Here is a 24369-nt window from a genome sequence, read left to right on the forward strand (position 1 = left end):
CATTTTGGTAGCTCGTAGGCGCAAGCCGGGGCGCAGCCATCGCACTTCTCCTCATTTACCTCCTTTAGGTTTGGCAGATTTTTTCGATGATGCCTGCTGACTGGTCATCTTTGTATACAATTCAAACAGTTTTTCGAGGCGTTCGGTGTCGTTTTGAAGTGGCGATCGAGGTAGATGCGATCTAGCAGCGACTTCTGTGGAGTAGCGTGGTCTGCGCGGAGGTTGGGGGGCATGGTTTCAGGGTGACTCCCATTTGCTTTTAAGCACTTAAATCCTTGATTTATCAGGGTTTTAAGCTTTGGATCTTCGTTATGTGGATTTGCGTTTAAGCACTTTCATGCCCAAAAAGGGAGGTAACGAGCATAGCGAGTCGAGGTAGAAGCAGAGTCATCTGCTTTGATTAACCCCGCTTCCTTGGTAGCACCAATCACTTGAGAGACCAAGACATTCTTTGACTCGTCAAACCCAAAGCGCTCTCGTAGGGTCTGGTTCGACATCTGTCGGTTGCTGACGTATAGCAGGCAGCAATGCTGATAGCAGGCTCGAATTCGATCGGATTTACTCATGTCAGAAAAATCTTGGTAAGCGAATAGGATGGATATTGTGCGTGTCTCCCCGACCCGAAAATCTGGCGCAGGTAGTTGAAAGACCTCTGCCGCACTCACTACTTTGTCAATACCACTACCCTTTTCTTCGCAAATGCCAAAACGACGCATGAGGTCGGCAAGTTGCTCATTGCGCGAACGATATTCGTCAATAAAGCGTTCTACTTGAATGGGTGGGATGCCGGGATTAGAAATTTCAATCCGATCGTTATACATCTCGATCATCACTGAAGCGCCTGTGGCTAGAAACTCCTGATGCACTAGAGCATTAGCAATCAACTCTCTGAGTGCCTGTTTTGGGAACATCTTAATTTCTTCCCGCATGACTTCTTCAATGAATCGATTTTGCGGCGCTGCTGAATGGACGAAATCGACTAAGCCTTCAAAGCCAACTGCATAGCCACGATTGTCTGTCTTATCGTCGCGGGTTTGGAGCTTGTTTATCCCCTCATAAATAACGACACGGGGGGCTTTACGAGCTAAGGCAGAGGAGAAGGCATCCAGCTTTTTCGCCAGAAGAATAGCAGCGAGATTTGTGATTGTCCAACCTTGAGAGGTTTGTTTGATTAAATCTTGACTCTGCAATCGTTCCAAGACCGCATCGCGACTGGTTGGGTAGGGTATGTCTAGCAGCTCAAAGTATGTTTGGGTATCGAGGAGCGCAATGATATCATCAGGGCTGGCATCCGATCGAGCGCATTGGGAAAACCAGTCCTGTTGATCTTCCGCAAAAATGCGTTTGAGCATATCGGGTGTCATTGGCACCAAATCTTCACCCGCCCGCATTAAATATGCACCCTCAAACGTGAATGCTTGCCCTACGGGACGGGTGGGTATTTCAAAAACCAATACCCGACCATTGGAATGGTTTAACTCTGTAACTTCTACCCGAAATCTCAGCTTCTCAACTATTAAAGCTTTAATATCATTAAGAGAAGTTGCAGATGGAAACGCTTGCGTCCCGACTACATTTCGAGGCGGTTTATTGGTGACACCGAAGACGAGATGACCACCACCCTCATTGGCTAAAGCTATGCAGTAACGCAAAAGTTTGGTTGTGTCATATTGCTGTTTAGCTTCCTTAAATTCAAGCCTCTCTGTTTCAGCGGGAGCGAGCAACCATTGCTCTAGATTTTCAAGAGTAACCATATTGTTCTTTGTCGGTTTTGATGGCTAGATTTTACGTTTGGCAGACTTTTTTTGGGGCGTTTGCTGGGTGGTCATTTTGGTGTACAATTCAAACAGTTTTTCCAGGCGTTCGGTGTCGTTTTTGAAGCGGCGACCAATGTAGATTCGTTCCAGAATTTCGTCATTGCGATCGTGCGCTTCCCTAACCAGAGGGAATTCGGTATCCATGCGATCGCGATCGTACATATCGGCGATCGTGGCGGGGAAATAGTGCTCTCGCGCTAGCAGGATATCTTCGGCGCAGCGGGTGAGGTCGGCTTTGTTTTGATCGGTGAGGGTGGGGACGGGGAAGGTGTTCCAGCCGAGGGTGTTGGAGTAGCGATATCGGGTTTCTAGCTTGCCGCAGACGGTGGCGATCCAGACTAGGTGAAGGCGCGAGGCGATCAGTGCCATATTCCAGAGTGGGGCATCGTAGAGGGCAAATAGAAGATCACTTGCAATTGCATTACCATCTAATAAGTCTATTGGAATGTAGTACCTTCTTTCTGATGAGACTTTTGCAACTACGAGAGAATGATTTCTTGCAGTACCTGCGATTTGTACGAACCGATAAGAGCGTGAAGCAAAATCGCGTGTAGATTCTGCTCTACTAGCAAGACGAAATTGTTTAACTTTTTCTTGGACTTCTTTCAAATATGGTTGTTCATTTGCAATGGCTAAATCTGAATCCTCTATCCAAATGCACCATCTACGCTTACCCTGTATCATTTCTTCTGAACCAAGGTAGGGTCGAATAAACCTTTTAAGCTCAGGATTATTTTTTAATAAAGTTGCTCGTTTATCCCCATTTAATATGAAATTCCCATCATCCCTTGGCATATTACCAAACAGCATAGGCGATAACTCTGATAGTGGATTTCGTATCTGTTCAACAGTAGAGTTTGAGCCACCGATAAGATACGCATTGATGTATTCCACACTGCGCTCAACAAGGGTTCCTTCTTCAGTGAGAGAGAATAAACGCCGTGTAGATCCAGACTCACTCGTAATTCCAATAATCGAGACTGTTACTCCTGCATTATTACTGGCTAGATTTGACCACTTAAAAGAAGTATAAGCAAAGGCGATCTCATGTCCGGTTTCAAAAATTAGCGGCCATAAGATCGGTACTTGTTGCCCCTGACAGATTGAATTCGTAGATACAAAAGCAGCAGCAGAATTTGTTTGCGTTCCGTAATCCGCCGCCTTCATAAACCAACCAGCGACGTAATCAAGAGATTTCCAGCTCTTTGTGCGGTCACCCAAAATGGCTCCTAGTTCGGCTTTCTGCTCGTCGGTTTGCCACTTGGAGCCAAGATACGGTGGATTCCCGCAAATATAAGTCTCCCCTCCCTCATTCTCAAAATCAATCTCCGCCACTTCCCGCATCTCCCCAAACAAATCCAAATCCTCGCGCTGCACCTTCACCCCCGTTCCTGTCGGCGGACAAAGACTCAACCAATCCAGCCGCAACGCATTTCCACAGGTAATCCAGTTATCATTTTTGAGCGGCAAAAACTCCGCCAGCGCCAGCTTTGGCCCTCGATACATCACATCACATTGATACTCGGCAATAATCAAGGCCAACCGCGCAATCTCACAGGAAAAGTGACGCAATTCAATTCCCCGAAAATTCGTCAGCGGAATCTCAGATTTGCGATCGGGCTCACCCCGAAGACGATTAATCTCCGCCTCAATTTCCCTCATCTTCTTATACGCAATCACCAGAAAATTCCCCGATCCACAAGCCGGATCGAAAACCCGAATTCGCGCTATCCGTTGCCGCAAATTCAGCAGCTTGCGGGCATTCTCCCCCGCTGCCTCCAATTGCTCCCGCAAATCATCCAAAAACAGCGGATTCAACACCTTGAGGATATTCGGTACACTCGTATAGTGCATCCCCAACGCACCCCGCTCCTCATCATCCGCCACCGCCTGAATCATCGAGCCGAAAATATCGGGATTAATCTTTGTCCAGTCCAGATTGCCAACATGAAGTAAGTACGATCGGGCAATCTTGCTAAAACGCGGCACCGCCACCCCACCCGAAAACAGCCCTCCATTCACATAGGGGAATCTATCTGCCCAATTGCGAATCTTCGCCGCCTCCCGATCCTTAAGTGGCGTACACATCGCCCGAAACATCTCCGACAGCACCTCGTGCGTATTCGAGGAATCACTGGCACTCATTTGTTCGATCGTGGCAGTGAAGAGGGCATTGCTGTGAAAGATATTAGTATCTTCCGCAAAAAAACAGAAGATTAGTCGCGCCATGAAGTGATTTAACGCTTCCCGGCGATCGGCCTTGTCCCACTCCGAGTTCTCCTTCAGCAGCTCGACATACAAGCGGTTGAGGCGCCCCGTAGCCTTGATATCAAAGGCATTCTCCCGGATCTGCTTGACTGTCGTAATGCCCGCCAAGGGCAGGAAAAAACCGAAATGGTTGTGAAAGTCGGGGTAATCGCAAGCGACTATCTCCCCATCAGCGAGGTTTTCCGCCTCAAAACTTTTGCCATCGGTGGCCAGGATAAACTTAACCTTATACCGAGCCGTCGCCGCACTATCCCGCAACGCCGTGAGGGTGTTTGTCACCTCGCCTTCGGGGCAAACCTTCACATGGATATTGTTACGCTGGAGCAAGCCACCGAGATCCGATTGGTTGGAGCCACCGCTTTTGCTTTTGAGCCGCTTGAGAGTCGTCGGCTTGTTACCAAAGGCTTCGAGGAAGGCAAAGGGGAACTCTTCCGAGTCAAAGGGCGCTTCAGCGAGCCTGGAAACTGCTTCTTCGATTTCGACTGCATTCATAGTTCCACCATAGGTAGCTCAGGGGCGGTAGCTCAGAGGTTCCATTATCGCCTCTTAACGCAATTTTGGATTTTACCTTGATTTTCGATTATGGGGGTTGCGATCGCAGCGTTTTGGGGTGGAGGGCGATCGCCTACATCTTTCTTACTCCCCATCAGCATTTCCCTTCATCGAAGGTTAGGTGCTTTAGTGAGAATTAACTAACGGCTACAGCCTCCCAAAGGATGCTGCTGCAAAACCGATCGCAAATACTTCCCAGTATAAGACCTCTGATTTGCCGCCACATCCTCCGGCGTTCCCGCCACAATAATTTCGCCGCCCTTATCTCCCCCTTCAGGCCCCAAATCGATCGCCCAATCGCAGCACCGAATCACATCTAAATTGTGTTCGATTACCAAAATTGAATTACCCTTATCCACCAACCTTTGCAGCACATTTAACAAATGGTGAACATCATAAAACGACAAACCAGTCGTCGGTTCATCGATTAAATAAAGCGTCTTCCCAGTAGCGCGGCGCGACAGTTCCGTTGCCAATTTTACCCGCTGCGCTTCCCCTCCAGAAAGCGTCGGCGCCGGCTGTCCCAACTGAATGTAACCCAAACCCACATCAACCAAAGTTTGCAGTCTGACGCCCGCCCTGGGAATATTTTTAAACATTTCCAAAGATTCCTCGACAGTCATGTTCAAAACATCAGAAATCGACTTGCCTTTGTACTTAACTTGCAGTGTTTCTCGGTTGTACCGTGCACCCTTGCAAACCTCACACTGCACGTAAACATCCGGCAGAAAATTCATCGAAATCACGTTCACGCCCTGGCCGCCACAAGCTTCGCACCTTCCCCCTTTCACGTTAAAAGAAAACTGGCCCGCTTTGTAACCTCTTGCCTTCGCTTCAATGCTTTCGGCAAACAAATCCCGAATCACATCAAAGACTCCCGTGTAAGTAGCGGGATTAGAGCGCGGAGTACGACCGATGGGAGATTGATCGATGACAATTACCTTATCAACCACATCATCGAGAGAGCGTTCCCCTTTAGTTTTTAGGGCGTCCATATCGGGTGGTAAAGGCACTTTTTTGGTGATATAGTGTTGCAGCGACGGGTACAACAATTCATTGATTAAAGTTGATTTTCCCGAACCGGAAACCCCCGTCACGCAGACGAGTTTTCCGAGGGGAATTTCCACATCAATATTTTTTAAATTGTTGCGCGTCGCATTTATGATTGAGAGAGCTTTGCCGTTGCCTTTTCTCCTTTCATTAGGGGTTTCAATTACTCGCTTTCCCGACAAATAAGCACCAGTCAAAGATTCCTCGGCGGCTAGCAAATTTTCTAAACTTCCTTGCGAGATAATTTTGCCGCCGTGCACGCCGGCACCGGGCCCGATATCGACAATATGGTCGGCCGCTCGCATGGTCTCTTCATCGTGTTCTACGACAATCAAAGTATTGCCTAAATCGCGCAATTTTGTTAAGGTTTGCAGCAGGCGAAAGTTGTCCCTTTGGTGGAGTCCGATGCTGGGTTCGTCCAAAACGTAGAGCACGCCCGTCAAACCAGAACCGATTTGAGTCGCCAGCCGAATTCGCTGGGCTTCTCCGCCAGAAAGCGTCATTGCGGCGCGGTCTAAAGTCAGGTAATCTAACCCGACATCGAGCAAAAATTGCAGCCTTGCTTTGATTTCTCTCAGGGCTAAATCGGATATTTGGAATTGCCGATCGCTCAATCCCAAATTATTTACTCGTTCGCGACATTCGCGAATCGAAATACTGGTTAAATCTACAATTCCGTACTGTCCCAACCGCACCGAAAGCGCCTCTGGTTTCAAGCGTTTGCCGTGACAAACCTCGCAAGAGCGATCGACCCGATACTGTTCCAATTTCTGCTTAATCAAATCAGAACCAGTATCGTCGTACTGGCGCTGCAACATGGAAATTACGCCATTAAAATCTCTCCTAAAATCAGTGTTGCCGTCGCGCTTTTTACTTTCTCCGCTGCGCTTTTGTTCATTGCCGTACAAAATTACCCGCTGGTGTTCGGGCTTTAATCGATACCAAGGAGTGTCGATATCAAACCCGCAAGTATCAGCAATACTGCAAAGCAAAGAGAGATAATAGGAATTGTCTTTGTCTGACCAAGGCGCGATCGCACAATAAAGAGGTGCTTTCTCATCGGGAACTACCAACTCCGGCGCAAAAGTCCGCAAACTCCCCAAACCGTGGCAGTTCGGACACGCGCCGTAGGGCGAATTAAAAGAAAATAACCTGGGTGAAAGTTCTTCCATTACTGCGCCGTGTTCGGGACAAGCAAAGTTTTCGGAAAATACGATCGGCCCCTGTGGTTCGGAATTTTCATCACTCGGTAACTCTTCAACTATCGCAATTCCCTCAGAATGGCGCAAACAAGTTGCCAGAGAATCAACTAAACGTTCTTCTAAACCGGGTTTTTTAATTAACCGATCGACAACTATCTCGATATTGTGCGTATGATTTTTATCTAATTCGATATTTTCCGAAAGTTCTAAAATTTCTCCGTTAACTTTGACGCGGATAAATCCTTCCGCAGCTAAACTCGACAATAATTTGCGGTGAGTGCCTTTTTTTCCGCGCACAACTGGTGCCAGAAGGTGAAAGCGAGTGCCGTCGGGAAGTGCCATGACTCGATCGCACATTTCATCAATTGTCTGCGGCGCAATGCAGCGATCGCAAATCGGACAGTGCGGTTCGCCGGCTCTGCCGTAGAGTAATCTGAGATAATCGTAAATTTCTGTAACAGTGCCAACAGTCGATCGCGGGTTGTGAGAAGTTGACTTTTGGTCGATCGAAATAGCCGGACTCAAGCCTTCGATCGCGTCCACATCCGGTTTGTCCAACTGTCCCAAAAACTGGCGCGCGTAGGCGCTGAGAGACTCCACGTAGCGGCGCTGTCCCTCGGCAAAAATTGTATCGAAAGCCAGGGAAGACTTACCAGAACCGGAGACGCCAGTAAAAACGATCAGGCGATCGCGCGGGAGTTCCAGATCGATATTTTTCAGGTTGTGCTGTCTCGCACCGCGAACCCGAATCGTATTTTGGTTGTGAGAGTGAGAATTCGTCACATTATGCCCGTTGCGGGATGCACTTGGCTGGCTGTTTGAGGTTTCGGCGCGTTGGGACATGAGAGTAGTGCAAAACAGTGCTTAACCATCTTAGCGCTGCCGATCGAATAGCTGGCATCCAAACTCAAGAATATCAAAGAATTGTCAAATAAGTTTCCGTCGGCCCGTCGGGCAAAACCTTCAATCTTTGATTTTTCAAATCCACTTCAATTCCCAGCGCTTCCATCGGAATCACCCCTAAAAGTGGAGTTTTCCCCTCTGGCAATTCCAAACACTCAAAAGTCCCTTCGCGGCCGCACAGAGAAATCTTGGCATCTTGAAAAATCCTCGCCTCACTAATACCCGTTGCAGTCTCAACAACCACTTGCTTGAGGATTTTCAAACCCAGTCGGGCAATGACATCTTTAGGCAAACACAAAGTTGTCGCGCCCGTATCCACCAAAACATTTTCTAGAGTAACAGACCTGACTTGCTCGATGGGAATCAGATTATCTTCTGCTTTCCCTTCATCCAGCCGATTCGTAATTACTAGGGTTGTGATAACTTTTCCCATTAGGGTTTCCGTAGTTGTTTCCATTACGTTCAAATTATCATAAATTGCTGCTTTAATTTTAGCACATATTTCCACATATTGTAGGGCGATGCACTCCCCCTTCTGCACCGCCCACCTGACGAATAATTCTGGCTAAAATATCAAATTATTGCACACCAATAAATTTGTGAGTTTGCAAAGATAGCCTGTAACTAGGATTTTGTTTCAGCAATTCCAAAATAATTGGAATCGCTGAACTTTTTGAGTTCCATTCTGGTTGCAAGAAAATCGGAATATTCACATTACTTGCCAAATGCTTGTGATAAAATGCAACTTCTTCGCCAGTGCTAACCACCAACTTAATTTCATTAGCTCTAGTCCAAAAAAGCTCTTGCACCGGATATTTAGGATTGACGTGTTCCTTCGGAGAAAGAGTAATCCAAGCCTGCGGGGAAACATCCTGCCAGCAAGCACCCGAAGTTTCAATACTCACCTGTTTGTCAGCTTCTAACAAAGCTTCAACTAACTCAGGCAAATCCCGGTGTATAAAAGGTTCGCCGCCAGTAATGACCACCCTCGGAGACTGCAATTGAGCGAGCAATTGGGCGATCGACTGCGGCACCGATGGCAAACCTTTGCCCCCATTTTCGTAGCCTGTGTCACACCAAGGACACCGCACAGGGCAACCGGCCAATCTGATAAAATCAACTAAAGTCCCCGTCCAGTAACCTTCGCCTTGAACAGTACACTGAAAAGTTTCGTGAATTGGTAATTTTAGTTGTAAATTAGACACCCGAAGTTACGCCTCAAATCAATTAATTACGTTGTTTAGATATAATATTCTTAAATTGTTATTTCTTCGCGGTTTGCAGCAAATAAAAACAGTTCTGAACGCATAAACGGGGTTTATGAAAAAAAATATCCGTTTTATCTCAGAAGCTTCACTCAGAAATCGGGTTTCTTCATAGCTTTTGTATAAATCCTTAGAAATCCACCACAAACCGCAAATAACTCTTTAATTATTCTGTTCAGGTTCCATCAGAGTAGCCCAACGGCGCTTCAGGGCCAAAGTCAGCCCGTCAGCAATGGGGACAACACTGAGAGTAACTCTGGGATCGTTACGCAATTTGTCGTTGAAACTACGAATGGCGAGGGTGCTTTCGTCTTGTACTTGAGGATCGGCAACTCGTCCAGACCACAGAACATTGTCAATTACAATTAAACCGCCATTTCGTACAAGTTGCAGCGATCGCTCAAAATAAGCCTCATAATTTTCTTTATCGGCGTCGATGAAGGCAAAATCAAAGGTTCCAGCTTGTCCCTCGGCTATTAGTTTGTCGAGAGTATTTATTGCTGGGCCCAACTGCAAAGAAATCTTATTAGCCACGCCTGCTGCTTCCCAATAGCGTCGTGCGATCGTAGTATATTCCTCGCTGACATCGCAGGCAATAATTTGACCGTTAGGAGGCAGTGCTAAAGCTACGCACAGCGCACTATAACCAGTAAAAACGCCAATTTCTAAGGTTTTGGTCGCTCCCATAAGCTGCACCATGAGCTCCATAAACTGACCTTGTTCGGGAGCAATCTGCATCATCCCCATAGGATGTTTAGCCGTTTCTTCCCGTAGTGAAGCGAGAATATCTGGCTCCCGCAGAGAAATAGATAACAGATAATCGTAAAGTTGATGTTCTAGGCCAAGAGTTGAGTTCGCCATTGGTTTGTCCTTGCTGCTCACTTTTGATTTTAGATTTTAGACGCCCTGTTAATGGAAATCGGAGAATGTAGAGTTAATTTAGGCATCTATTTTGCTGTGGCTGAGGGCAGGTTGCAGTATCAGTGTCTCGGTTACACAGAGGCAACTTGCAAAACGCGCGCTCTACTTCCAAATCAGTTTATCTCAGCCACAGGTGATTTCGCAGCTCTAGAAAATAAAAATAGATAGAGGGGAGCGTTTTGAGATTCCTGCTTTTCTAGCACTAGCACCGCGTAACGCCGTTAGCGATACCAGTTCAAAAAATGAATGCAACTGTAGACAAGCTGGAAACCCATACATAATCAACTATTCCCCATCTCAAATCTCAAATCTCAAATGGTATGAGTTGGGGAGAATGTGATTTCATCCTGATTACTAAGGAATGAGAGTTAAATAACTTCCACTCTTGAAAGTGGGATGGGCGTCCCGCCCGTCCACTCATGACGGGCGGGACGCCCATCCCACAATAACAACTAAAATTGTAAGTTATTTAATTCGCGATCCTAACTAGATGAACTGCGAAAAACATAAGTATGTCATTGCCAGTGAAATGAAGCAATCCCAAAGGTTGTGATTTGTTTACATTTTGTTACATTTTCAAGTTTGTTTGTGTCGCTCTACTTAATCGCCAATGAGTAATTATTGAGGACTTATATCATGTCCGATCGATTATCCCTAATACCGTAGGGGCGGGTTCACGAACAATATCTGCCAATAATTGACAATCTCAAAAACCCGCCCTTTTAATCGCTCCCAAACCAACAAACCGTTTCCTTTAACTATTATGGATTGGTTCAATCCCGTGTATGTTCTTGGAACAAACCAGGCGTTTGGAAACCCTTGTGTCCCAGAGTATTACTAATCACTAATAAACTGGGTTCAATAGGACGATTTCTTAACTGTCACAGCTTATTCCTCCAAACCTAAACAACATACCCACAATCAAAACAACATTCCACGATTGAGGTAGAGCAAGTATTTGTGGGAAAAAACAGGTTTTTCGCCACTCTTGCCCTGCATTGTTACTCATAACTAATGAACCGGGATTAATAGGACGCTCACTTAACTGTCACAGTTTATTCCTCCATACCTAAACCACCTACCCACAATCAAAACAACATTCCACCAAGGCGATCGCTATGTATTACACTTTCGCAGGTTTTGGTGCCGCCACAGGCATATTTTTGCTGCTAGTTTTTGCCATTCTGCAATGGCTGCACGTCTCCGCCGGCAGTTTTATTGATTGGGTAATTGCCATTGCTATTTTTGAATGGCTGTTGCTGATAGTTACAGTTCCCTGGAATATCCATTTTGAAGCTAAAGAAGTTTTAGCGCAAGCCGCAGAATCGACTAAAAAAAACATTGCTGTCGATCGGGAACAACTCCAATACGTTACTGTATTAGTTAGCCGATCGCTCTTTGTGGCGATCGCACTTCACCTGTTTAGCGCGATCGCACTTTACGCCCTAGCCGCCGCCGGAATTAGTGCTATTGGCTATCTCAGTTCCGCTGCTGCACTGCTGTTAACTGTACTGCGTCCAGCTATCCGAGGTTATCAGTATTTAGCCCAGCGGCTGACAAGTATCCGCCGCCAATTTTTGCACCCCCGCGAAGATATTGTCGAACTCCGCAGCCGCTTTGCACAATTAGAATCTACAGTTAGAGACTTGACCGATCAATTAAGTTCCGACAATCCGAATTCGTGGGTGGCTGTCCAAAATCGGGAACGGGAAGCTATCAGAAGAGAACTAACTACTGTATCCGCATCTCTACAATCTTTGCAAGCGACAAATCAGGCAGAGCACACTAAACTGAGAAGAGATGCAGAAAGTGCGATCGCCCAACTCACCGATGACGGACAATTTCTCAACCACGTCCGCGAAATCATCCGCTTCTTTAAAGAATCGTAAAGTCTGTTGATAGTTGATAGTTGACAGTTGACAGTTGTCTGTTGACTGTTGTCATTAGTTACCAATGCCCGATGCCCGATGCCCAATTGAAAATTCCCTATCTTTAGATAGATGCCAAATAGTTGCAGATAGTTAAAGTTTTAATAAAAACACAATTTAGTCAGTCTTCAGGAAGATGCAATAAAGGTATTTTCCCTAACAGCAATTTTTCGCAAACTATAACCAAAGATAGTTTGTGAATGAGCTAGCTTGGGATTAATATTTAAACATAAGCCAAAGACCTTTTTTGAAAAGATAACTCAGGAATAAATCATGACTAATCGCCAACCAATACCCCCCAAAGAAGAAGTTAGCAAATCAACACCGGCCGACGAACAAATCGAAGCCAATATGGAAGCCCCCCACTACGACAGGGGCATTACTCCTGCGGAGACAGCAGCGCGGCAAGAACGGGAAGGCGCTAACTTCATGCACACAACCACCGAAGCGAAGCAGAAAAGTGCAAAAACTGATGACCAAACCGATGACGAAAGCATTCACACTACAGATGGTTATACAGTAGACAAAGAAGGTCTAGTTAACAATTACGCGATCGAACCGGAAATGTACATCAACGAACCGGGCGATTTGAGAGCAAAAGAAGAAGCCGAAGCCGCAGAACGCGCTCGAATTCTCGCAGAAATCAAAGATAAAAAAGGCGAGGAAGGAAAACTGACAATGGATGCAGACACCCGTGGCAAAGGGCCGGGCATTATCTAGATTGTGTGGTTGGTAGTTGCGTTTCAGCGCGCGAGGTTGCAACTACTGCAAAGCACAGAGGCGGGTTTTTATAGTTCCGGCAATTATCGATCGATATTTCCGGTAAAACCCGCCCCTATTTTGTTTTCCACATCTGTTTTTTGAGTTGAGATGTTACATCTTACATCTTGCACCAATCTCAATAATCCTTTTTTGGGCGGGCAGGATGCCCAACCCCTACTCCCCACAAGAAAACTCATTTTTTGTGGAACAGGCATCTTGCCTGTTCTTCAGAATGGTGCAAGATGTGAGTTACATCGTACATCTCTCAATTACCCTCTCAATCGGCCAGTTTTCACACCCAGCGCAAAAACCCCTTAAAATTCCTCAAGCTTTAACATTTTCCCTCAGCCAATTAAACTTAGCCTCAGCTAGCGCCAAATTTTCCAGAACGTTAGGATTGATATCCTCGCGTTCAAATTCTGGTTGATCTAATTCAATATTGCGACCATATTCTATATGTCGGATCGTACCGCGCATCCTGTCTGCCAGACACAGTGAAATTCCATAATAAAACCGGGAAGCAAAGCCCATATCGTTTTGAAGTTTGATGACTAACTGCCGCCTAGGAATTGCCAGCAAGTGAGTTTCTTCTATTGCCTTTACCGTTGCTAAAGGAGGGCGAGCGTCAATGAAAGAGACTTCTCCCACCAGTTCTCCGCTGGCTATTTTAGCGAGTTCTCTAGTCCGCTCAGCCTCGATTAAAACGCTCAAACTCCCCTTCAAAACAATGTAGAGCGCATCTATCTGCCTCCCTTCATGGATCAAAATCCCCCCCGGATCTAGAACTTCCTTTTTGCCTTTTTGAACGATCCAGTTGATATCGTCATTATTTAACTGGCTCAAAATAAAAAGTGCTTTTTTTCTGCTGCTGTCGGCCATAAGTTTTAGCTCTCGATCGCTTCTTCTTTATATAAAATTTAGATGGCGTGCGATCGCAACTTCTTCCGAAGCAGTCCTCGCTCAATAGAGTTTTTTTTATCTTGCCTAACTTCCTCGCAAAACCCATATCGGGCAGGCTTTGCCAATAGCAGATAAATCATGCTCAAGCATGATCTCTCAATACTAGCATTTGTTAAACAATCTTTTTTAATTCGATCGACCTCCCCAACCTCCCGCGAAATTCCCGTCTCAAAAGCAATTGGGTTAACCCGCCCAGCTTTGCTGCGGGATGGGGCGCGGCAGACAATGCTCCGCGCCCAGTCTTGCTCACTAAATCGATCGCAAATCAGGATAGCCGGCCAACATATCGTCAGCAGTCAGAGTGTCCCCGTTGGCTTGAGGAGTCCACAGCACCTCAACCGCCAGCAACTGCTCGCTCGATACTCCCCCAATCTGGCGCAAAGCTTGGCGCAAATCTTCAGAGTTTTTCACTGCTGGCAATTGCAATTTACCTTGAGTACCGACAATCACCGTCACCACAATAAATTCCCCAGGCTCTGAATTCAAATCAGAAGCAACCAGCGCCCCATTTTCCTGCAAACCTGGCAGGATATTGCTGCTCCCTGCTTGGCGGAGCTGATTGTTATAATTCGAGAGCGTTTCTTCAGTAAATTTACTGCGTTCTGCCAAAGAAAATTGATTAAACTTAGCTTCGGCTGCTTCCAAGCGAGTTTGCACAGATTCAGCGCCCGCGTAAACCCAGTATTCAGGATGCCGCAACAGCGCCAGAGTAGATTCTTGCAGCACTTGAGCGCGACCGGCTGCTGTATCGGTATCCGCTTTTTGCGCGAGGGCGTCGAGTTCAGCTTGCAAACCGCGGGCCTCTGCTAGCAAACCAACTTGCAAGCGGGCGACAGATACGGTGGTAGTGGCGGCGCTGTTGCCGAGTTCGTCAGTTCCGCCCCCGGCGCGGCGGAAGCTTTGGACGAGGAAATTAGCGATCGAAATAAAAATCAAAATCGAGAACAGGCCGCCAAACCCGCCCCCAAAGCCAAAAAACGGCAGCAAGAACGGGAAACCAAAGCCACCTCCAAAGCCACCACCCGGATAGTAGCCCCCTCCCGACGGCGCGTAAGTGCGACTAGGAGACGAGTAACTGCGCGCCGGAGCACTAAAAGATCCGCCCCCGATGCGTCCTCCGCTGCGGGCAGCCAGAGCTCCATCAGCGTTACCGAGGGCTAGCGTCAGTACCAGACCGATCGCAAATAGTGATTTCAAAAGCGGTTTCATCTTTGAAATTAGTTGCTTGTACATAAGACCGTTACTATTCGATACATTTATAATTTACAGTCTATCCTCGCGAATGGGCAGCCTGGTTATAGGTATGAAGCCAGCGAGATATCCGTACCAACCGATCCAACCACAGTTAGGCCTGAGTCTGCAAACGAGAAAAGCTAGAAAGGACTGGCATTCCTGACTGCGAACAAAGGACATCGCGGGTTTTACAGAAGTTTACTTATGTAAAGGGCGATCGGCCAACAATAAGCTCTAGACTTTTAAAGAAGCGCCACGAGTCCTAGAAAACAGGGCTTTATCTACCGTAAAAAAAACATTATGTTTCCAACTCACCGCCCCCGCCGCCTCCGCAACCATCCCCAACTCCGCCGGATGGTGCGCGAAAATATCTTGACAACCAGCGATTTAATTTACCCCCTATTTGCCGTACCGGGGGAAGCTTTTGCTAAAGAAGTCACATCGATGCCCGGAGTTTTCCAGCTATCGGTAGACAAAATAGTAGAAGAAGCAAAAGAAGTCTACGACCTCGGCATTCCGGCTATTATTTTATTCGGCATTCCCGCAGACAAAGATACCGACGCGACAGGTGCTTGGCACGACTGCGGCATCGTCCAAAAAGCGACGGAAGCAGTTAAAAAAGCCGTACCAGATTTAATCGTCATGGTCGATACTTGTCTGTGCGAATATACCACTCACGGTCACTGTGGCTATTTGGAAGTCGGAGATTTAAGCGGTCGCGTATTGAACGATCCCACACTAGAATTGCTGAAGAAAACCGCTGTTGCTCAAGCTAAAGCCGGTGCAGATATTATCGCCCCTTCGGGAATGATGGACGGTTTTGTCGGAGCAATTCGCGAAGGATTGGACTCCGCTGGATTTGAAGATATTCCCATCATGTCTTACGCGGCAAAATACGCCTCAGCTTATTATGGCCCATTCCGAGATGCAGCAGAGTCTGCCCCGCAATTTGGCGATCGACGCACCTATCAAATGGACCCCGGAAACGGCCGCGAAGCTCTGAAAGAAATTGCTCTCGACATTGCCGAAGGCGCAGATATGCTCATGGTTAAACCCGCTTTAGCTTACATGGACATCATCTGGCGCGTGAAGGAAGCAACTAACCTGCCAGTTGCTGCTTACAACGTTTCTGGGGAATATGCGATGGTGAAAGCCGCCGCCCTCAACGGTTGGATAGATGAAGAAAGAGTAGTGATGGAAACTTTGACAGGATTCAAGCGTGCTGGTTGTGATTTGATTTTGACTTATCACGCCAAAGACGCCGCCCGCTGGCTGCAAAACTGATTCATTTGATTTGAGATTAGAGATTAAAGAATTGACTCCACAGCACAATCTTCGGGTGTTCTTGTGGAGTCAACACCTCTCTCGATAGATGATTTTTGAGCAATTAGGCAAGACACAAGCTATCGCTTACCTATAAACGACGCCTCGAAACCGGGTTTTTACCGTTTCACTGGGCTGTAACTGAGATATTGTACCATTCTCAAGAACAGGCTTTCCGGCCTGTTCCACAAAGAGTGAATTTTCTTGTGGAACAGGCCGGAAAGCCTGTTCATAAAAAGCTTATTGACAATGGTACAACATTTCTGTTGTAACGAAGTATTGCTATGAAAAAACCCGGTTTCTCTGTAGACAAACTCCCAACCCCTTAAAAATCAGTCATTCCCATCTAAAATCTCTAATCTCAAATATCAAATGGTATGAGTTCTAAGTTGGGAATTTTGAGTCAAAGACTTTTTTTCAAAATTTACCCCAAAAAGTATTAACGATCACCGAAATTAGTTAGAAAATATGTATGAATAAAAATAGTTTTGTAAATGGGGAATTCAACCATTGATCGTTCCCAAGCAAAATTAACTTTCACTCGTGTAAAACAGTAAAAGTAACACAGTTGAGATACAACTTCAAGGCAGATTGAGCATGACATCAACGACTAGGGATTCCAGTCACATTCAATTTTGTATAGGTCGCGATCGCGCCGACATCGTACAGATCCAAGAACTATTTAAAGCCGCCGCCTTTTGGGCGAGGGAACGCAAGATAGAAGATTGGGAAATTGCGATCGCCAACAGCGAACCAGTTGTTACAGTGTGGGACGGCTCACGGGCGATCGGCTTTGCCAGAGCCACCTCAGATGGCATCTATCGAGCCACCATCTGGGATGTCGCCATTCACCCGGATTACCAAGGTGCAGGACTCGGCCGCAAATTAGTGCAAACCGTCTTGAGTCACCCTCGGATGTGCCGAGTAGAGCGAGTTTACCTGATGACAACTTACAAGCAAAGCTTCTACGAGCGCATCGGTTTTCAGCAAAACGCTAGCACCACCATGGTACTTGAAAATCAGCTTCTCGAAGAGAATCTCGAATTAGAAATTAGCAACGGCGAATTGCTAACTGCTAATTGTTAAATACTCACAAGATTGGCACCAAAATCTATAATATGTAGGGTGCTCTTCGGCGCACCTTACTCCCTATAAATAATTTCCTTGTTTCATATTCCCTCTTCCCTCTTCCACACCTCGGTTAAATCTGTTAAATCCTTTGCCCTCTTCCCCACCTCCGTTACATTTCATATGTTGCACCATTCTCAATTAGCCTTTTAGGAACAGGCTGGACGGCCTGTTCCACAATAAAATTCATCTCTTGTGGAACAGGCCGTCCAGCCTGTTACTTACAATGGTGCAATATCTCAGTTACATCCCGTAATTGCTCGTGGCCGAACGGGAGCATCTCATATTTGTAAAAACACTTCTTCTGGCTCCTTCCTTCTTCCTCTTTCCTCCTGACTCCTGCCTCCTGACTCCTGCCTCAAATTTCTAGCTTGGGTGCTTTCATTGAGATGCCCGTGGCCGAACTTCCTTCATCACAAAGTTGCCAAAGGAATAGAACACTGAGTCCGGTTAAAATTGCACTCTTCGGACTCAGAAGGCACAGCCAGAACCTCCAACTTTCCGCTCATCAAACTTAAAAGAGTCTGATTCATCAATAACCTCATTCCAGAAGACACCTGAGAATTATCGCTGCTCTTGGTAATATCACACTCCAAATTGTGCTTCAGCAAATCCCAAGACTCGCTCCAAGCACTCACTGAACGCTGATCGTCCACCCAAATGTGAACGCATCCAGATTCCGGCGAAGCATGGGCCGAAACAGAAATACTCCCCTCCTCCATCTGAGCAACAGCAGTATCTACCAAATTGACTAAAACTTGCCTAAACCTCGGCAAATCTGCCAATACATAAATCCCCGGATCTGGCGGCAATATCTCCAAACGAATGCCGCGATTAGCAGCTTGCAAGTAAGTTAAATCATCAACCTCGTCAAAAACCTTAGCTAACTGAATCGGCTCAATATCCATCCTTTCAGTGCCGTGTTCAGTTTTAGCAACAGAGATAATTTCATCTATTAATTTCACCAGCTTGAGTGCCGCGGCGTGAGCTTGCTCGACAAACTCTCGTTCCTCAGCAGGATCGTCGCACAAATCCGAGAGAATTAATTGCAGCGTACCAATCATAGTGCTCAGGGGCGATCGCAACTCGTGAGAAGTCCGAGCCAAAAAACCCGCCTTAAATTGGCTCATCTCCGATGCCATCTGATAAGCCAATTGAGTTTGCTTAAGTTGCTCGGAAAGGGCATCAAACTTCTCTAAGTGAATTTCTTGAGGAGGTGGGGCCACTTTGGGCGCCGGTTCGGGCTGTTGCGAGCTTTTTTGCCGCAGGCGCCAAATCAAACTGCTTCCCAAACCCAGCCCCAGTCCCATACCTAAATATATAAAGTTGCTCCAGCCGATCGGCGCCATATTGCTTTGCCTTGGAGTTTAGCTTTTAGCATTCTAACTCGATCGCGCCTTGTCGCAATATTTCCCACTCGCTGCCCGTCCATTTAGCCACAGTCGAAGGCAAACTCGAAGCTGTTGTCGCTGTTGCTAATTCAGAAGGAACTAATGTCAAGACTTCGGGAAACTGAGCCTCAATTTCTGCCACCGACTCCAGAGGCGGCTGGCCGGATAAATTAGCACTGGTAGTAGCCAAAGGGCCTGTCTGCTCTAGAATCTTTAGGGCAAGGGGAAAGTTAGGCACTCGTACTCCGATTGTAGTTGGGTCGATCGAATTCATGGCCGCCGGGACTTTTGGCGAAGCCGGCAGTACCAAAGTTAACGCCCCCGGCCAATAGGATTCGGCTACTTGCTGCCACAACTTTAACTCTGCTGGACTTCCCTGCACGTAGGGCCACAAGGCCCTCGCCGATGCCGCCATCAAAATCAGGGGTTTGTCTTGACTGCGACGTTTAGCTGCAAAAATCAACTCCGAGCGATCGGGACGCGCAGCCAAAGCGGGTACAGTATCTGTAGGAAAACTGACGATATGATTACCAGAAATTGCCCCTTGAACTAGGGAGTCGATCGAAACTTGTGTCATGCCATTTTAGATTTTAGATTTTAGATTTTAGATTTTAGATTTTAGATTTTAGATTTTAGAAGTACGACATATTCTTGAAACCTAACGTCGATACGCTAAAGCAAACCGATCGATCCCTGCTAAATCAGAAAATATTTGAACTTTGCCATAACTCCCATGACTTTCCAGCATATCAGCTACCGCCTCAGCCTGTCCCGCCATCATCTCAACCAGCCAAACTCCCCCCGATTCTAAATAATCGGGAGCCGTTTCTACCAAATGCCGGATGCACTCTAACCCGTCAAAACCGCCGTCTAATGCCAGATGAGGTTCGTGCTTCAAAACTTCCGGTTGCAGAGTCAGTACCGTGCTGCTGGGAATGTAAGGGGGGTTAGAAACCATGCCGCTGACTTGACCTTTGAGAAATTCTAGCGGTTCCCACCACAAACCTTGATAAAAATTAATTCGCGATGCAAAACCCAAATTCTCAGCATTCAGTCGAGCCACTGCCAAAGCTTCCGAACTGCAATCTACCGCATAAACCCTAGCATTTGTCAACGCAGAAGCCAAGCCGATCGCGATCGCCCCGCTGCCCGTTCCCAAATCCACCCAATCCGATTTGGCAAATTCTCCCCCCCGAAGCTGGGAGAAGTTTAAATCTTCTCCCCCCCTTAGTAAGGGGGGGTTGGGGGGAGTAGATTTTTGATTGATATTTTCTGCTTCTAAACGGCTTTTCACAGCTTCCACAGCCAAATCGATCAGCAATTCCGTTTCAGGACGCGGAATTAGCACCGCCGGCGTTACTTTGAGCGAAAAATGCCGCCAATGTGCAACTCCCGTTAAATACTGCACCGGCACCCGTTCCTGCAAGCGCCGCTGCCACAATTGAGCAAGTTCCGATAAAGACAACTTTAATTCAATTTTTGGCAAATCTTTAAACGACTCCAAACGCAGAGCCAACCTATCCAAACCAGCCAGCTCTTGCAGCAGCCAGTCGATTTCTGCTAGGGGAATGTCATGGGCGATCGCCTCTGTTTTAGCTTGATTCACCCACTGCCAAAGCTCTAAACCAGAAACAAACATAATACTTTTTTGGAAGGGGTAATTGTTAATTGCTAACTGGTAATTAGTAATTAGTAAATAGTAGGCTGAGTCGAGAAACCCAACCTACTAATTAATAACTGATGACTGATGACTAATGACTGCTGACTAACTATTAGCGAGCCGGAGCTGGAGCCGGCCGAGCTGGAGCCGGAGCAACCTGTGGATTTTGGCCCGCACCGGCAGGTTGGAGCGATCGGACAAATTCCAGGGACTCCCGCGACGGAACCAAAATCATTTGGGTCAAAAACGGGTCGTTTTCAGTACGCAAAGCTTCCAAAACGCTCTCCAAGTTCACCACCTCAATCTTAATTGTGGCTGTCACGTTGGGCTGCTGCTGCTTAAAACGATCGACCATTCCCTGTAAATCCTCCTTGTTAAAAAACAAGGGAATCACCTCTTGCTGACCCCGCTGAATCGTCAAATAACCATTTTCTGCGCCGCCTCTTGCCAAAAACAGAGGTACACCGTTGAACTCATTAACTTGTTGACCAGTCTGCTGAAGTACAGTTTTAGCCGACTGCACCTGCTGCGGAGCGGGAACGAAAGCAAATTGCACTTCCTCCGGCTTACCTTTATTTGCTTGAGTGAGCTGATAAATTTCCCCCAGCGACACCGGCATCACGCGCACCGTGGCCGCCAACTGAGGATTTCTGGTTTTCAGTTGATCGACAAAAGCTTGAGCGTCTTTCTGGCTGATGAAAATTCCCGCCACAGAAGCATTACCAGTTTGACCCTCACCCTGCTTGGGAACAGAAGCGATCAGGGGCGCACCCTGAGCGTCTGTAATCGTAAATACCGGCACCGAGCGCAATTTTTCCAAAATTTGCGGCTCCGGCAGTGCCAGTGCAGACATCTTGCCAATTGGGGAGGGGCCCAGCAGAGTGCTGCCGACAATTCCCAATATTGCGCCCAAACGAACTAATGATTTCATGTTTTTTCCATCAGGAGCGATCCTGAAACACATTAACGCAAAGACTCGCGCTTTCACACGATCGGCAAAAACTGCCTCAATTTGTTTTCATTTTGACGAAATGTAAACATCAGAGACAGTTATGCTTCAATCTATTATTTAACATTGTGCGATCGGGATGACAGGATTTGAACCTGCGACATCCTGCTCCCAAAGCAGGCGCGCTACCAAGCTGCGCTACATCCCGGTGTTATAGTTAGCTAACCTCTAACCATTAACACACAAAACCGCTTGCTTGTCAAGCTTTATTAAATATTTAGCTCTCGATGGAGCTAAGGCGAAGTTTTTTTCAGGTTGTGCGGTTTGACGCCACCCAAAAATCGATACCAGCCCCTGACTCCTATCGCGATCTGCTCAAATCGACTGACAATACTTGCACAGCTTTATAACTGCCCTGATGCCGGGATACATCCAAGCGTAACTGAGGGCAGCGCACAGGTGCAGTCGGTGTTGGCAGCGTCAATATTGTATTGTAGATCCTCAACAAATCAACGCCGACCTGCACCTCGCTCGCTAATCAGGATACCAAAACATACCTTTAATCCCCTCTGGATCGGACATAAAGCCCAAATTGCGGTAAAAATCCACCACATGAGGGTCAGCAAATAAGGTAATGTTGCTGATATCTTCACTGCGGAGTTTTTTAATGATGTATTTCATCAGCGCCTTGCCCATGCCCTTGCCCTGGTAGTCGGGATGAACTACCACATCCCAAAGCGTGGCATTAAAAGCATGGTCTGAAGTCGCTCTGGCGAAACCCACCAGCCGTCGCTGGCTGCCCCGCATCTCCCACATAGAGACGACTAGGAAGCTGTGCACAATAGCTTTTTTGACTTTACGCAGGGGACGGCGGGACCAACCCACTGCATTACAAAGTTCTTCGAGTTCGTAGAGGTCAATGTCCCGATCGCAACTGAAAAAGATGCGAGCGTTTCCGCTGGCGGGCTTGCGAAACGTTGGGGAAAGCGGATCGCCTAACCCAACAGCCACATCTTCCTCAAAATCCGCTGTTTGGGGTACAGAGGCAGACTCAGAACTACTAAATAAGTTTTTCCAAAAACCCATGCAGGCGCGGTTAAGGTAGTAGAAGTTGGACGACGAGAAAGAGAACCAGACAGATAAACCCACTCCGATCGGCGTAGGATCAATTGCCGGTAGCCTCTTGAGGAACAGTTTACGGTACACTCATCTTACGCCGAAAACAGGGATTTGTCGTCCAACATTGAGTCTGCGCTTTTTTTATTCTGTCAAGTCTGGTAGAACTGTTCTGCTAGCCAGTGCCCAGACAACCCGCTTTTAAGGTAAAATTTGTTGCCGAACCAGGACAGAGGCATTTTGGGAAATGCTTCTTTTGAGTGCCGCCGATCGCGCCGGAACTTATACCCTTGGTGGAAAATACCACTGGAATGGCGCAACGGTGACATTCTCGTGATAAGTTCTCTGACCACGAATTTCAAAGGTGGTACAAGCCCCCGGATTTATCCGTGGAATCAATCCAAAATCGAAAATCGAAAATCCTCAAGCCCCCGCATTTATCCGTGGGGTCGCCTCTAAAATCTAAAATCTAAAATCTAAAATCGATTGACAGATTTGACTTTTGCTTTTAGTGAGGAGACGGGCACAATTTAAGTCGAATCGTCGAATCGAAAATCCCATTGCCATAAGGCATGGAAGAGTCAATACCTAGTATATCTCCCGCACCTTCTCCTCAATTATGGCTTCGGGTTTAAAACCATCTACACTAGAACTTCTCAAGCGCTTTAACCGAGCGTTTCCGCAGTTTTATGAGCAATTTGTCAGCAGCGAAATCCAGTTGCAAAACCTCAAATTAGCTTACCAGCTTTACAAAACTCGGCAAGCAGTCATCGAAATCCGAGCCGAAGGTAACAAAAGTGCCCTGCATTTTGCTTACCGGAACCAGTCTTTTCTACTGAGCGATATTTTTGGAGTGCTCGCGGCCTACGGGCTGACAATTCACAGTCTGAGTCTGTACGGTCAAATTTACCCGCCCATGCTGGTATTTATCAAATTGGTCGTATCTCGCGGTGGCAAGGTACTGGCAGATAAAACAGCAGAAAACGTCTGTAGGGCGGTTCGAGAGGCATTGGCGGGGCATTTTGAGGTTGAAGAGATGTTGGCGGTGGAATTTAATTTAGACGCGGGTTTAGAAGATGTGGCAACTGAATTCTACGTCGATCCGGTTTTCCACTTGCCAGCTTTGCTGATTGAAGCCGATAATCAACCTGGACTTTTTTACAAAGTTATGTATGCCATCTGGCAAGAGGATTTGTTGGTCGTAAATGCTAATTTGCTAGTTTGGCGGGGGCGAACTCGCCTAATTCTCTATTTGTTGGGGCCCAATGAAAGTTTAATTCCCGAATATCTGGGGCAGAAAATCGCTGAGGGGGTGCGACAAAGATTGCTAGGCGAGCGATTTTAGGGCAAGCTGCCGATGCTCCCTAAATAACTCGATTTCTATAAGTATAGCAATCCTCGCATCATTTGTAAAAATATGTAGGGGTAGTGCTACCCCTCCTCCCCGTGCCTACCCCAGCCTGCATCGGGGCAACCGGGCGTGGGGAGAGCCCCTACAAGAATTACACGAATCATTTAGGATTGCTATAGACATTAGTTTGCAGACGTTTTCCAGTGAGATAGGATAAAAAGCTCGGCAACATTTTTCGTACAAACGAGTGTAGATAGCAGTTCTCATAAACATGGGACACGCCGAAACGATGTTGTCAATCTTTTTAAGTTTTACAGCGCCTATTTACTTAAATAAGATCGCGGGACTACAGGCAAAAGTCGCAAATATCCGCAAAAATGCGCTCCATAAAATTATGTATCACCTCGCCCAAAACTAGCGATAGGTAACGCTAGCTAGAGAATTAAGAGATTAAATAAATTGTTGTATGCTAAAAATTTAGTTGGTTGAATAGTTGAAGGTAGAAAGTACGATTTTTTTTTGTAAGCAACCTACAAAAAAAATATAATTTGACACTGGAACACCGAGAGTTAACAACTTTCAAATCGACC

18 protein-coding genes and 1 tRNA gene are annotated in these 24369 nt (G+C 46.7%); 5 read left to right on the forward strand and 14 right to left on the reverse strand.

What is annotated here, in order from left to right:
- Window positions 1–335: 335 nt before the first annotated feature.
- The 6 genes from QT984_RS22140 to QT984_RS22165 form a co-directional block, all read right to left on the reverse strand.
- Window positions 336–1754 carry an ATP-binding protein gene (locus QT984_RS22140; protein ID WP_333234015.1) on the reverse strand — a complete coding sequence of 473 codons (1419 nt, stop codon included), beginning with the start codon at window positions 1752–1754 and terminating at the stop codon, window positions 336–338.
- A gap of 24 nt (window positions 1755–1778) precedes the next feature.
- The gene (locus QT984_RS22145) at window positions 1779–4577 is read right to left on the reverse strand and encodes a DNA methyltransferase (RefSeq protein ID WP_333374958.1); all 2799 of its coding nucleotides are present in this window, start codon (window positions 4575–4577) and stop codon (window positions 1779–1781) included.
- 200 nt (window positions 4578–4777) lie between these two features.
- Complete coding sequence (uvrA, locus tag QT984_RS22150) at window positions 4778–7732, reverse strand: excinuclease ABC subunit UvrA (protein WP_333374960.1); 2955 nt, start codon at window positions 7730–7732, stop codon at window positions 4778–4780.
- 73 nt (window positions 7733–7805) lie between these two features.
- A complete protein-coding gene (locus tag QT984_RS22155) occupies window positions 7806–8249 on the reverse strand; it encodes a retroviral-like aspartic protease family protein (RefSeq protein WP_333178579.1) in 444 nt (147 codons plus the stop codon).
- Window positions 8250–8370: 121 nt separating this feature from the next.
- Window positions 8371–8997 (reverse strand): 7-carboxy-7-deazaguanine synthase QueE, encoded by a 627-nt coding sequence (locus QT984_RS22160; protein ID WP_333053281.1) that lies wholly within the window; start codon window positions 8995–8997, stop codon window positions 8371–8373.
- Between the two features lie 222 nt (window positions 8998–9219).
- Entirely contained in the window at window positions 9220–9918 is a 699-nt protein-coding gene (locus QT984_RS22165) for a class I SAM-dependent methyltransferase (protein WP_333053282.1), read from the reverse strand.
- Between the two features lie 1178 nt (window positions 9919–11096).
- Between QT984_RS22165 and QT984_RS22170 the strand changes: the two genes are divergently transcribed.
- Both QT984_RS22170 and QT984_RS22175 read left to right on the forward strand, forming a co-directional pair.
- Window positions 11097–11867 (forward strand): hypothetical protein, encoded by a 771-nt coding sequence (locus QT984_RS22170; RefSeq protein WP_333053283.1) that lies wholly within the window; start codon window positions 11097–11099, stop codon window positions 11865–11867.
- Between the two features lie 312 nt (window positions 11868–12179).
- Window positions 12180–12626, forward strand: a complete 447-nt coding sequence (locus QT984_RS22175) for a hypothetical protein (protein WP_333053284.1) — start codon at window positions 12180–12182, stop codon at window positions 12624–12626.
- Window positions 12627–12992: 366 nt separating this feature from the next.
- Here the strand turns inward: QT984_RS22175 and QT984_RS22180 are convergent, their stop codons facing one another.
- Window positions 12993–13547, reverse strand: a complete 555-nt coding sequence (locus tag QT984_RS22180; protein ID WP_333053285.1) for a cyclic nucleotide-binding domain-containing protein — start codon at window positions 13545–13547, stop codon at window positions 12993–12995.
- Window positions 13548–13877: 330 nt separating this feature from the next.
- On the reverse strand, window positions 13878–14861 hold the full coding sequence (locus QT984_RS22185) for a DUF1517 domain-containing protein (protein ID WP_333053286.1): 984 nt from the start codon (window positions 14859–14861) through the stop codon (window positions 13878–13880).
- A gap of 300 nt (window positions 14862–15161) precedes the next feature.
- Between QT984_RS22185 and hemB the strand changes: the two genes are divergently transcribed.
- Both hemB and QT984_RS22195 read left to right on the forward strand, forming a co-directional pair.
- Window positions 15162–16145 (forward strand): porphobilinogen synthase, encoded by a 984-nt coding sequence (gene hemB, locus QT984_RS22190; RefSeq protein ID WP_333053287.1) that lies wholly within the window; start codon window positions 15162–15164, stop codon window positions 16143–16145.
- 636 nt (window positions 16146–16781) lie between these two features.
- Window positions 16782–17270: a GNAT family N-acetyltransferase gene (locus QT984_RS22195; protein ID WP_333053288.1), complete on the forward strand. Its 489-nt coding sequence runs from the start codon at window positions 16782–16784 to the stop codon at window positions 17268–17270.
- A 455-nt stretch (window positions 17271–17725) separates the two neighbouring features.
- On the opposite strand, the gene QT984_RS22200 is transcribed toward QT984_RS22195, so the two are convergent.
- The 6 genes from QT984_RS22200 to QT984_RS22225 all read right to left on the reverse strand — a co-directional run bounded on the left by QT984_RS22200 (window position 17726) and on the right by QT984_RS22225 (window position 22398).
- Window positions 17726–18661, reverse strand: a complete 936-nt coding sequence (locus QT984_RS22200; protein ID WP_333053289.1) for a HAMP domain-containing sensor histidine kinase — start codon at window positions 18659–18661, stop codon at window positions 17726–17728.
- 25 nt (window positions 18662–18686) lie between these two features.
- Window positions 18687–19280 carry an L-threonylcarbamoyladenylate synthase gene (locus tag QT984_RS22205; protein ID WP_333053290.1) on the reverse strand — a complete coding sequence of 198 codons (594 nt, stop codon included), beginning with the start codon at window positions 19278–19280 and terminating at the stop codon, window positions 18687–18689.
- An 81-nt stretch (window positions 19281–19361) separates the two neighbouring features.
- Window positions 19362–20342: a HemK/PrmC family methyltransferase gene (locus QT984_RS22210; RefSeq protein ID WP_333053291.1), complete on the reverse strand. Its 981-nt coding sequence runs from the start codon at window positions 20340–20342 to the stop codon at window positions 19362–19364.
- A gap of 133 nt (window positions 20343–20475) precedes the next feature.
- Complete coding sequence (locus QT984_RS22215) at window positions 20476–21294, reverse strand: Tic22 family protein (protein ID WP_333053292.1); 819 nt, start codon at window positions 21292–21294, stop codon at window positions 20476–20478.
- Between the two features lie 152 nt (window positions 21295–21446).
- Window positions 21447–21520, reverse strand: a tRNA-Pro gene (locus QT984_RS22220).
- Window positions 21521–21846: 326 nt separating this feature from the next.
- A complete protein-coding gene (locus QT984_RS22225; RefSeq protein WP_333053326.1) occupies window positions 21847–22398 on the reverse strand; it encodes a GNAT family N-acetyltransferase in 552 nt (183 codons plus the stop codon).
- A 649-nt stretch (window positions 22399–23047) separates the two neighbouring features.
- Here QT984_RS22225 and QT984_RS22230 point away from each other — a divergent pair.
- Window positions 23048–23773, forward strand: coding sequence for a hypothetical protein (locus QT984_RS22230; RefSeq protein WP_006631881.1), 726 nt, complete (start codon window positions 23048–23050; stop codon window positions 23771–23773).
- Window positions 23774–24369: the final 596 nt, after the last annotated feature.

Origin of the sequence: Microcoleus sp. Z1_B2 (assembly GCF_036700325.1) — a bacterium.
Taxonomy (GTDB): domain Bacteria; phylum Cyanobacteriota; class Cyanobacteriia; order Cyanobacteriales; family Microcoleaceae; genus Microcoleus.

Excerpts from the sequence above, each read along its gene's own strand:
- QT984_RS22140 (WP_333234015.1), bottom strand. The coding sequence starts at position 1,754 with ATGGTTACTCTTGAAAATCTAGAGCAATGGTTGCTCGCTCCCGCTGAA.
- QT984_RS22145 (WP_333374958.1), bottom strand. The coding sequence starts at position 4,577 with ATGAATGCAGTCGAAATCGAAGAAGCAGTTTCCAGGCTCGCTGAAGCG.
- uvrA (WP_333374960.1), bottom strand. The coding sequence starts at position 7,732 with ATGTCCCAACGCGCCGAAACCTCAAACAGCCAGCCAAGTGCATCCCGC.
- QT984_RS22155 (WP_333178579.1), bottom strand. The coding sequence starts at position 8,249 with ATGGAAACAACTACGGAAACCCTAATGGGAAAAGTTATCACAACCCTA.
- QT984_RS22165 (WP_333053282.1), bottom strand. The coding sequence starts at position 9,918 with ATGGCGAACTCAACTCTTGGCCTAGAACATCAACTTTACGATTATCTG.
- QT984_RS22170 (WP_333053283.1), top strand. The coding sequence starts at position 11,097 with ATGTATTACACTTTCGCAGGTTTTGGTGCCGCCACAGGCATATTTTTG.
- QT984_RS22175 (WP_333053284.1), top strand. The coding sequence starts at position 12,180 with ATGACTAATCGCCAACCAATACCCCCCAAAGAAGAAGTTAGCAAATCA.
- QT984_RS22180 (WP_333053285.1), bottom strand. The coding sequence starts at position 13,547 with ATGGCCGACAGCAGCAGAAAAAAAGCACTTTTTATTTTGAGCCAGTTA.
- QT984_RS22185 (WP_333053286.1), bottom strand. The coding sequence starts at position 14,861 with ATGTACAAGCAACTAATTTCAAAGATGAAACCGCTTTTGAAATCACTA.
- hemB (WP_333053287.1), top strand. The coding sequence starts at position 15,162 with ATGTTTCCAACTCACCGCCCCCGCCGCCTCCGCAACCATCCCCAACTC.
- QT984_RS22195 (WP_333053288.1), top strand. The coding sequence starts at position 16,782 with ATGACATCAACGACTAGGGATTCCAGTCACATTCAATTTTGTATAGGT.
- QT984_RS22200 (WP_333053289.1), bottom strand. The coding sequence starts at position 18,661 with ATGGCGCCGATCGGCTGGAGCAACTTTATATATTTAGGTATGGGACTG.
- QT984_RS22205 (WP_333053290.1), bottom strand. The coding sequence starts at position 19,280 with ATGACACAAGTTTCGATCGACTCCCTAGTTCAAGGGGCAATTTCTGGT.
- QT984_RS22210 (WP_333053291.1), bottom strand. The coding sequence starts at position 20,342 with ATGTTTGTTTCTGGTTTAGAGCTTTGGCAGTGGGTGAATCAAGCTAAA.
- QT984_RS22215 (WP_333053292.1), bottom strand. The coding sequence starts at position 21,294 with ATGAAATCATTAGTTCGTTTGGGCGCAATATTGGGAATTGTCGGCAGC.
- QT984_RS22225 (WP_333053326.1), bottom strand. The coding sequence starts at position 22,398 with ATGGGTTTTTGGAAAAACTTATTTAGTAGTTCTGAGTCTGCCTCTGTA.
- QT984_RS22230 (WP_006631881.1), top strand. The coding sequence starts at position 23,048 with ATGGCTTCGGGTTTAAAACCATCTACACTAGAACTTCTCAAGCGCTTT.